Origin of the sequence: Paenibacillus sp. IHB B 3415 (assembly GCF_000802655.2) — a bacterium.
GTDB lineage: Bacteria > Bacillota > Bacilli > Paenibacillales > Paenibacillaceae > Paenibacillus_AQ > Paenibacillus_AQ phytohabitans.
On record NZ_JUEI01000002.1, the window covers coordinates 305,278 to 315,231 of the forward strand.

General features: G+C 50.1%; 11 protein-coding genes. 4 read left to right on the forward strand and 7 right to left on the reverse strand.

Translation table 11 applies throughout. From position 1 onward, the window contains the following. Positions 1-237 precede the first annotated feature (237 nt). The 4 genes from QW71_RS37655 to QW71_RS01730 form a co-directional block, all read right to left on the reverse strand. Positions 238-840 (reverse strand): lysozyme inhibitor LprI family protein, encoded by a 603-nt coding sequence (locus tag QW71_RS37655; RefSeq protein ID WP_052769833.1) that lies wholly within the window; start codon positions 838-840, stop codon positions 238-240. Between the two features lie 259 nt (positions 841-1,099). Further along, positions 1,100-1,297: a hypothetical protein gene (locus QW71_RS38690; RefSeq protein ID WP_235441357.1), complete on the reverse strand. Its 198-nt coding sequence runs from the start codon at positions 1,295-1,297 to the stop codon at positions 1,100-1,102. A gap of 48 nt (positions 1,298-1,345) precedes the next feature. Continuing rightward, on the reverse strand, positions 1,346-2,326 hold the full coding sequence (locus tag QW71_RS01725; protein WP_039292252.1) for an aldo/keto reductase: 981 nt from the start codon (positions 2,324-2,326) through the stop codon (positions 1,346-1,348). Between the two features lie 32 nt (positions 2,327-2,358). Beyond that, the gene (locus QW71_RS01730) at positions 2,359-2,754 is read right to left on the reverse strand and encodes a cupin domain-containing protein (RefSeq protein WP_039292254.1); all 396 of its coding nucleotides are present in this window, start codon (positions 2,752-2,754) and stop codon (positions 2,359-2,361) included. Positions 2,755-2,985: 231 nt separating this feature from the next. Here QW71_RS01730 and QW71_RS01735 point away from each other — a divergent pair, with 231 nt between their 5' ends. Continuing rightward, entirely contained in the window at positions 2,986-3,534 is a 549-nt protein-coding gene (locus tag QW71_RS01735) for a TetR/AcrR family transcriptional regulator (RefSeq protein WP_039292256.1), read from the forward strand. 207 nt (positions 3,535-3,741) lie between these two features. Here QW71_RS01735 and QW71_RS37660 read toward each other — a convergent pair whose 3' ends face one another. Both QW71_RS37660 and QW71_RS01745 read right to left on the reverse strand, forming a co-directional pair. Next, positions 3,742-4,170, reverse strand: a complete 429-nt coding sequence (locus tag QW71_RS37660; protein WP_160311766.1) for an NUDIX hydrolase — start codon at positions 4,168-4,170, stop codon at positions 3,742-3,744. Between the two features lie 182 nt (positions 4,171-4,352). Beyond that, positions 4,353-5,156: an AAA family ATPase gene (locus tag QW71_RS01745; RefSeq protein ID WP_039292258.1), complete on the reverse strand. Its 804-nt coding sequence runs from the start codon at positions 5,154-5,156 to the stop codon at positions 4,353-4,355. Positions 5,157-5,411: 255 nt separating this feature from the next. On the opposite strand from QW71_RS01745, the gene QW71_RS01750 reads away from it, so the two are divergent. Continuing rightward, positions 5,412-6,206, forward strand: a complete 795-nt coding sequence (locus QW71_RS01750; RefSeq protein ID WP_039292260.1) for a TrmB family transcriptional regulator — start codon at positions 5,412-5,414, stop codon at positions 6,204-6,206. A 42-nt stretch (positions 6,207-6,248) separates the two neighbouring features. Further along, the gene (locus tag QW71_RS01755) at positions 6,249-7,475 is read left to right on the forward strand and encodes an MFS transporter (RefSeq protein ID WP_039292262.1); all 1,227 of its coding nucleotides are present in this window, start codon (positions 6,249-6,251) and stop codon (positions 7,473-7,475) included. A 105-nt stretch (positions 7,476-7,580) separates the two neighbouring features. Here the strand turns inward: QW71_RS01755 and QW71_RS01760 are convergent, their stop codons facing one another. Continuing rightward, positions 7,581-8,690, reverse strand: coding sequence for an NADH:flavin oxidoreductase (locus tag QW71_RS01760; RefSeq protein WP_039292264.1), 1,110 nt, complete (start codon positions 8,688-8,690; stop codon positions 7,581-7,583). 217 nt (positions 8,691-8,907) lie between these two features. On the opposite strand from QW71_RS01760, the gene QW71_RS01765 reads away from it, so the two are divergent. Next, positions 8,908-9,501: a TetR/AcrR family transcriptional regulator gene (locus QW71_RS01765; protein ID WP_047013550.1), complete on the forward strand. Its 594-nt coding sequence runs from the start codon at positions 8,908-8,910 to the stop codon at positions 9,499-9,501. Positions 9,502-9,954 lie beyond the last annotated feature (453 nt).

The following is a 9,954-nucleotide window of genomic DNA, read 5'->3' on the forward strand; positions in this document are numbered from 1 at the left end:
CCCCTTTCATTATGTCCCACCAAATATGCACAAGTGTATCAAATAATGGGATTCAATTCTGCTCAAAAAAACGCACTTTTAACCCAGAATCGACTATTTTAAAATATAAGGATTTATATAGTTCATGTTATAAATCATCCTTACAGGCACAACCAAAAAAGAAATCCTGAGAGGCAAACTGCCTGTCAGGACTTCCAGTAAAATTATACCTGTACGCTTACTATACGCCCGCTGTCCTTAGTTCATATACAACTCGACCAGCTTATAGCACCGGTCCCGGGTAACACCGGCCAGCGTGATGGCATATTCCAGTCCCTCCGCTGTCCCGCCTTCGTATTTGGCTGCAGCCTTGGCCGCCGTCTCATCGCGGAGTGTAATCCAGTTCCGCTGTTCCTCTTTCAGCTTAGCCATTTCTGCTTCGGGGAGCTGCTGTTTGAGCACCTGGTAAATCTCATTCAGCGCTTTGTCCCACCGTTCGTTCTCCTGAACGGCCGCTACTGACATTGCAAGCGTTGTGCCTTTATCCGATATAGCCTTCAGGTCTGACAACCCCTCTTCAATCTTATCCAGTTTGTCAAAGTAGGCCTGACGCGTGGACGCCTCCGGCTCCGAAGTAGCTTCAGCAGTAGTCTCCGGTGAGGGAGCTGCCGTCGTTGTAGCTTCGGGAGTAGGCTGCACAGTGGCAACCGCTGTCGCAGCTGGTGTAGCCTCCGGTGTTACAGAACTTTCAGCCCCAGTCTGTTCTGGGGCCGCCGCATTGCCGTTGTCGGCCTCATTATTGCCACAGCCGCTTAACAGCAGACTGGAGATCAACAGTGTCGTTATTATTGCTTTTTTCATAAGTCCTCATCCTGTCGGTTTGGTATAGTAGTTAGCATACTTCACAGATCCGGCTGGAATCAACTGCCTCTAGACTTATTACCTGTAACTGCCGCTTACTAACCATTACCGGACCAACCTAGCAAAAAGAAGATTTGACCGATGATAAACTGCCGACAAAGAACATCATTCAACACATAAAGCGGCCCTGATCCTAAATGTTCAGGATCAGCCGCTTAAGTTCAACTACACTATGTCATTAAAATATTCTCTGCTCACCTTAAGGTCTGATCAGTACTTTAAGGGCTTCCCTGTTGTCCATCGCGCGGTAACCTTCCGGAACCCCGTCCAAATCAACGGTTACGTCGAAGACACGTCCAGGTTCAAGGGTACCGTCAAGTATATTCGGTAACAATTCTTCCATGTATGCACGAGTGGGTGCCGGCCCGCCGGTAAGCGTAATATTACGTCCGAACAAGCTGGTCTAAGTTCCACCCTTTTCACTTAAATTATCTGTCTATTGTAACTACTGCGCTCCAACTACGTTGTGCGGAACATACAGCTCTTCAAGGAAATTAATCTCTTCAGCTGTTAATTTCACCTGCAGTGCACCGGCAGCATCTTCGAGCTGCGACAGCTTCGTTGCGCCTATAATTGGGGCAGCTACAGATTCTTTCTGCAGCAGCCAGGCTAGTGCGATATGGATGCGCGGTACACCGCGCTCTTCGGCCAGAGACGCCACACGCTGGACGATCAGACGGTCTGCATCAGCGGTAGAGTCGTATTTCCATTTCTGGACATGGTCGGTCTCGGACCGGTGAGTGCTTTCTGACCAATCACGAATCAGTCTGCCTGAGGCCAGGGGGCTGTAAGGAGTGACCGCAATTTTCTGATCCTTGCAGAGCGGCATCATCTCCCTTTCCTCTTCACGGTAGATGAGATTCAGGTGATTCTGCATCGAGACGAACCTTGTCCAGCCATTCTTCTCGGCCACATGCTGGGCCTTTTGAAACTGCCAGGCGAACATTGCCGACGCGCCGATATACCGGGCTTTTCCGGCCTTCACTACATCATGCATAGCTTCCATCGTTTCTTCAATCGGCGTGTTGTAATCCCAGCGGTGGATGATGTAGAGATCTACATAATCCGTGCCCAGCCGCTTCAAGCTTTTATCGATCTCGCTCATAATGGATTTCCGGGACAACCCGGCACCATTCGGACCCTCATGCATACGTCCCCAGACCTTCGTAGCGAGAACCAGTTCATCCCGGTTCGCATATTCCTTCAGCGCGCGTCCGGTAATTTCTTCACTTGTTCCATTGGCGTAAACGTTCGCTGTATCAAAAAAGTTGATCCCGAGGTCCAGGGCTTTTTTGATAATCGGCCGGCTGTGCGCTTCATCCAGAACCCACTGATGGCCTCCCGGCAGCACCTCACCAAAGCTCATACAACCCAGACAAATCCGCGACACATCCATCCCTGTATTTCCGAACTTAATATATTCCATAGCCAAACCCTCCGTTTCCCTATAATTATCTATTATAATTCAGCATACCATTCGTCATGAACGGCTTCGAACCAGTCTGTTGGTCCCGGGGTCATAGCCAGATGTACAAACCAGCTGTCCTTGGTTGCACCATGCCAATGTCTCACGTTAGCCGGGATGTTAACTACATCACCTGTCTGGAGCAGCCGTGCCGGTTGGCCTTCTTCCTGATACCAGCCGTTGCCGCCGGTGACTAGCAGAACTTGTCCCGCCTGATGAGCATGCCAGTTATTGCGGGCGCCTGGAGCAAAGGTCACATTGCCGATTGCCGTATTCAGCGGTGCCGGATCTGTAAATATCATCTGCAGGTAAGCATCGCCTGTGAAATTAGCTTTAACTTTGTTGCCTAGCGGGAAAATGGTGCTGCTGCTAAGGTGTTCATTTTCCATCGTAGATTCCTTCTTTCATTTATTATGGTTGTGACAGCTCACGTTAATGTACTCACGTCTATTATTATAACAACATTCAGTAACTTTCCAATTGCTGATTTCGCCGTTTTTGTACAATACTGAAACGAATGCAGGAATTTGTTCATTATCGTAAGAATTCGTTTGATAAAATAATATACAATTGTTTATAATTATAACCAAGTATAAATATTAGAAAGCCCGGTGAATGATATGACCAAGATCGACAGGAGAATCCTTAAGACCCAGGAAGCCTTAAAGGCTGCAATCATTGACCTGATGAAGGAAAAGAGTTTCGACGATATTACCATTCAGGATCTTTCGGATCGGGCTAACGTCAGCCGCGGAACGATATACCTGCACTATATGGATAAATACGACCTGCTGGATAAACTGATAGAGACTCATATTGACGAGTTACGGGTAAGATGTGCAGCCGCAGCAGATCTGGATTTTGCAACCGGGTCCGTATTGTGGACGGAATATTTCGAGTCCCATTACGCCTTTTTCTCCACGATGCTGGCCAGTAAAGGGGCTCCGTTCTTCCGCAGCCGGTTCCTGGAGTTTCTGGTGGATGAGTTCCAGGATGAGGTGGACAACACCAAAGGGAAGAATGAAGGATTAAATCAGGATCTGGTCGTGAATTTTGTGGCCGCTTCGTATGTTGGCGTTGTCGAATGGTGGTTCATGAACGATAGACCTGTAACTTATCTGGTATTGGCAGATCAGCTGGGAGCCTTGCTGGATAGAATCTGTGAGTAGTAAGTACGTTCAACATTTCATGATCTGTAGCATAATAAGAACGTAACGGATAGCATGTCCCGATAGAGAGACAATATTTCACAACATATGGTGGTTATTCAAGCAATTGCTAAAGTGGATTCCACTAACGGTTACTTGTGAGCATCAGAAAAGGAGCAGATTGCCGTTGCAATGTACTCCTTTTCTGATGCACTGTAGTATTCTGTATTATTCAAACCATTGTCTCGGCCCCACCGTATGAAATAGCTGTTTCCGATCAGGATTCAGAGCATGCTCTATACGGTTACAAGTAAAATCACTGATCGGTTTGGGCAGTTCATCTTTGGAGTAGAATCCGCATTCTACAATCTCCGGAGAAGTGGGCTGTGGCACTTGATGATTGACGTTATCCGCTATAAAAACAAAATGATGCATATCATGCACCGCTTCATAATACACCCCGGTCAACTCTTCGATGCTAACCTCCAGTCCCACTTCTTCAAACACCTCTCTTTGCGCGGTTTCCTCTGCGGACTCATTGTCCTCCCCTTTTCCGCCGGGCAATTCCCAGTTGTTTTTGCCGTAGCTATGCTTCACTAATAATATTTTACCGTCAGAATCTACAATCACTGCTGCTGCTCCGGTTAATTTGGGCACGATCATTCAACCTCCGGGTTTCATTTTATGTAAATAAGATGTGATAGAACTTACAGTGGTTATCGGTCCTGCGACGTATTGCATCAAACATATCACGAAACGGGCTGTTCTCGCTCACAAAACAAAACGTCCCGGTGATCTGTACAAGCATCATCCGGGACGTTCAAATTACACTCTATCTTTTATAAGGACGGACTATATTCCTCATAGGATAGCACAATATGTTCTCGCGTTAAGGGGCTATGCTCTATAATTGCCTTCCGTTTGGCTTTCAGCACAATCTGTTCAATATCTGCGAAGCTGCATCCCGCAAGGCGCCCGCATACCTCTTCCGTCAACCCCGCTTCACCATCAAATCCGTTAATCAATAGTTCAATATATTGACGTCTGCTGAATTCATCCGGCAGCGAATAAGTCATCTTCGTATCAAATCTTCTCCAGATCGCCCGGTCCAGTTCATTCTCCAAATTCGTTGCCGCTACAAAAATACTGCTGTCGCCGAAGTCATCCAGACATTGCAGCAGGGTATTTACTGCGCGTGCCATCTCTTTGACCTCATCATTGCTCTCCCGTGTTCTTGCAATCGCATCAAATTCATCGAGGAAGAGGACGCAGGGTGTTGCTTTGGCATATTCGAATATTTTGCGGATATTGCTGCCGGTCTCCCCCAAATGACTGTGAATAACCGCATCCAGCCGAACCAGAATAAGCGGAAGCTCCAGCATCTGAGCCATATAGAATGCGGTCAATGTTTTCCCGGTGCCTGGCGGACCATACATGACCACTTTATTGGGAATGGGTACGTTGTGTTCTTCGAAGGTAGCACGCATCCCCAGAATGGTAATGAACTCCTCAACAATCTTGCGGTTCATCTGGGGCAGAACAAGGTGCTTTACCTTCCTGGCACATTCTTTAGGTGTATAATATGTACCCATATCTATCCCTTTAGCTCTGGGAAGACGCTGATTGCTACTATTTTTATTCATTGTTGTATTGAAGCTCCTTAACTGGGTTGTTAGTATTTAATCGTAATATTTACTATTAAATAAATATACCTGCTTACTACCTGCGTTGTCAACCGGCGGCCCTTAGAGCGTCCAATCCTCCCAAATGGAGCTTCAGGATGAATTGAGCGGGAAAAATTATGCTGCGGTAGTCTTGACAGCTACTTAAGACAGGAGTAGTATTTTGAAATACTTCTAATATGTTTGGAAGATCATCGAATACAAAGGAGGCCCCCAATGATTGATGCTTTACGGAAACTCGGCTTGTCCGATCTCGAAGCCCGCTGTTATCTGGCGCTGCATGGCCAGCCGCCCTCCTCAGGATATGAAGTCTCTAAGCAGGTGTCAGTTTCACGCTCGAATGTATACGCTGCGCTGCGCGGTCTTGTGGAGAAAGGTGTCTGCCGGGCCGAAGAAGGTGAGCCGATTACCTTCGCTGCAATCCCGATCGGGCAAGTTGTGAAACTGCTGCAATCGGAGTTCGAACGCACTGCCCGCTTACTGGAGAGTGAGCTGACTACCCTGCCGGATACACCGCCCTTCTTCAGTAACTGGAAAGGAGATCAGCAGGTGGATCTGGCGATCCGCCGCCTCGCCGCCAATGCCAGGGAGGAGATTCTGGTCGATCTTTGGGCAGAGGATCTGCATTGGGTCGAGGAATCGCTGCTCTCAGCCGAGCACCGGGGTACCGCCGTTCATCTCATGGTCATCGGTGAAACGCCGACAGAGCTTGAACATGTAATCGTACATAGTGTGCCGCCGGGGGGACCGCATCGGTCACGCAATTTCTCCATGCTGCTGGATAAGGAAACGGCGGTCATCGGCAGCTTCAGCCGGCACGCGCCGGTATCGGCGCTGGAGAGCAACCACCCGGCGGTGCTTAACGTACTGCAGACCTCGTATTTCCACGATGTTGTGATGATGCGGATCGAAAAGGATTTTGCCAGGGAGCTGGAGGACCGGTACGGGAAGAATTATGCACTGATCCGGCGGGAGCATCCCGAGATGCATGCGAAGAACTCAGGTATGTAATGAGTTTAATGTATACCTGTGAATTAGAAAGGATGACATGTTTTGAATCCAAAAGGCTCGTCCGTACTACATAACCGCTCGTTCCTGCGCCTGTGGATCGCACGGATATTCTCGACCAGCGCTTTTCAGATGCTGTCTGTCGCCATTGGCTGGCAGATGTACGCGCTGACTGACAGCGCCTTCCAGCTGGGCCTTGTCGGCCTGGCGCAATTCCTGCCGATGCTCCTGCTGACACTGCCGGCCGGACAGACCGCTGACCGGTACGACCGCCGGACTATCGTCTATCTCTGCCAGCTGATGGAGAGCGTAGTTGTCCTGCTGCTCGTCCTCGGCAGTGTGCAGGGCTGGCTGGGCTCGCTTCATCTGCTGGTCGCCGCCGCCATTCTCGGCGCCTGCCGTACCTTCGAAGGCCCAGCCTCTGCTGCGCTTGTGCCGGACATCGTGGACCGGGAACAGCTGCCGAAGGCCGCAGCCTGGTCTGCCTCCGCAATGCAGACCGCAATGATCGTCGGCCCGTCACTTGGAGGAGTGCTTGTCGTTTGGGGTACTGCCGCTGCCTACATTGCCTCACTTGCAGCGCTGCTGATCTCGACCGTGCTCATCTTCTTCGTCAAGACCGTTCACTTCGTGAAGAAGCTGGACGCCGTCAATATGGACACGTTCCTCAGCGGCTTGAAGTTTGTCTTTGCCCGCAAAATCATTCTCGGCACCATCTCGCTTGATCTGTTCGCCGTGCTGCTTGGCGGTGCGACTGCCTTGCTGCCGATCTTCGCCGAGGATATCCTGAAGACCGGCTCACTCGGTCTGGGACTGCTGCGCTCTGCGCCGGCGGTCGGGGCGATCCTTGTGTCGCTGATTCTAACCCGATATTCGGTGGAGAAAGCAATCGGCAAGACACTGTTCGCCTCCCTCGTTGTGTTTGCCTTGGCGACGATTCTGTTCGGGGTGTCCCACAGCTTCTGGCTCTCGCTCTTCGCGCTGTTCCTCATCGGCGCTTCCGACGTCGTAAGCGTCGTAATCCGTTCGACGCTGGTTCAGGTCAACACGCCGCAAGAGATGCAGGGCCGGGTCAACGCCGTCAACTCACTGTTCATCGGCACCTCGAACCAGCTGGGCGAATTCGAGTCCGGCACGATGGCCGGTCTGGTCGGTGCCGTACCAGCGACAGTTATTGGCGGGCTTGGTACACTCGTCATTACCGTGGTGTGGATGTATTGGCTCTTCCCGGTCCTCCGGACGCAGAAGACCTATATGGCGGAGAAAGGGTAATAGAGAGCGGATATTGGAAATTATTCACCTTAGAAAATAGTCTAAATAAAGTTAAGGCTGCCCATGGGCAGCCTTATTTGTGCGCTTATAAACACTCTCTATGCTTCAATACAGTTGGGCCGCCGCCTCAGGAGTAAAGGCTTGAATCTCCTCCACCTTGCCCTCACGGATTTTCTTCGCCCATGCCGGATCACCCAGCAGCGCGCGTCCGACCGCTACCAGATCGAACTCCTGATTGTCCAGCCGCTTCAGCAGTTCATCCATCCCTTGATGATCCGCTTCCCCGCCTTCAGCGGGATCATTGTCCATGCCTACGGAACCAACAGCAATCGTTGTCTTCCCGGTGAGCTTCTTCACCCATCCGGCGAGACCCAGCTCCGAGCCCGCGAATTCCGGGTCCCAGAACCGGCGGGTCGAGATATGGAAAATATCCACGCCGGCCTGTACCAGCACATCCAGGAATTGCTTCAGCTGCTCCGGTGTATCTACCAGCTTCGCCGTGTAATCCGTCATTTTCCACTGGGACAACCGGATGGAAATCGGATAATCCGGTCCGACTGCAGCGCGGACAGCCTGGACAACTTCGGCAGCAAACCGGGTGCGCTTCAGGAAATCGCCTCCATAGCGGTCCGTCCGCTGATTGGTTTGTTCCCAGAAGAATTGGTCAATCAATAAGCCGTGGCCGCCGGAAAGCTCGATCCCATCGAAGCCAGCCTGCTGCGCATTCACTGCCGCATCGGCATAAGCCTGAATGACGCCGGAAATCTCTTCTTCTGTCAGCGGCTCGCTTATATTGTTCCCCTGCATATCGAGTCCTGATGGCCCGATCGATGGTGCATCCGGGTAAGGCTGGGAACCCATGGAACGAATCATTCCCATATGTGATAATTGGGGGAAAATGACCCCGCCGGCCTCATGAACCTGTCTGACGACTTCACGCCAGCCGTTCAGAGCGGCTTCGCCAAAGAGATTAGGAAGTCCCGGATCAACGCTTGCAGCCGGATGGTCAATCATGCCAACGGTGATGATAAGCCCCACCCCATTCTCAGCTCGGCGGCGGTAATAGGCTGCCATATCTTCACCCGGCACACCCTCCGGTGCAAAAGCGCGTGCCATCGGTGACATTACAATCCGGTTCGGTAAAGTTAATTGTTGAACCGTGTACGGTTCAAATAAGGAATCCAGGGTATGGATTTGCTCCTGTTGTTTAGTCATGGTTAACGCCTCCTGTAGGTTGAATGATTATTCTCAAAGCGGGTATGAATGCAATATTAACAAGCCCCATCCCACCCTTCAACCAACAATCTGCCCAAGTTGTTGCTTAAGCTAGAAGCCGGAAAAACTGTCGTATTGGCAAATCATATTTGTTGTCTGCTGAGCACATGTTTATAATAAGAGGATTATAATCTCTACTGAAAGGGGTGTTCCTTGGATGGCTAGTATTCTTCCCCCCAATCCTAACGACCCGCGGGTGATCCGGACCCGTCAATTAATTCTGGATGCCTTTATCCGGCAATTGAATATCATGGACTTCAACTCGATAACTGTCGGCGATATTACCAAAGCAGCCACTATTAACAGGACCACCTTTTATGCACATTTCCAGGATAAATATGCGCTGTTCGAAGCCTTTTTATTAGATGCCTTTACAAATATGGTCCTTCATAAAGTCGATGCAACAGGACCGTTGACCGAAAAGACGCTTCAGGAGCTTATCGTAGCCTTATGTAATTATCATGAAACCAGCCACCGCTGCTTCAAAAGATATGATTCTGTCGCTCTCCTGCTTGAGGAGAATATCAAGCTGCATCTTGAAAAGCTTATCCTTCAGTTGATCAACGGATCAGCTTCGGCTGCAGACTCGAAGCCGCTTGCCACTGCCGCCACCCTGCTGAGCTGGTCCTTATATGGCGTAACCTACCGCTGGAATGTGGAAGGAAGAGCGGAGTCTCCCTCCGAACTTGCGAAGCGGGTCATGCCGCTGATCACTGGCGGATTTCCTATGTTCAATCCGCAAGTTTCCTAATCAGACTGGTGTAAAAACAGCGGCAGCCTCGGACGTGAAAATTAAGTCCTGGGCTGCCGCTGTTTATATTGAGCCCGCGTTGTGGGTCAATATTGAGGCACATAAGCGCTGAATGGTGAAGGTTGTTGATCACTGGCGGATTTCCTATGTTCAATCCGCAAGTTTCCTAATCAGACTGGTGTAAAAACAGCGGCAGCCTCGGACGTGAAAATTAAGTCCTGGGCTGCCGCTGTTTATATTGAGCCCGCGTTGTGGGTCAATATTGAGGCACATAAGCGCTGAATGGTGAAGGTTGTCGCGCACACGGTAGATGGATCATCTTGATTTACGTTAGGAGGGAGCGAGTGCTAAGAAATCCTGCACAGAATACAACATTTACCTAGATAAATTGGCTCAAAACCAAGATTGTTGTATAAACTTCCATGACGCCTCGGCGTCACCTCCTAGAATGAA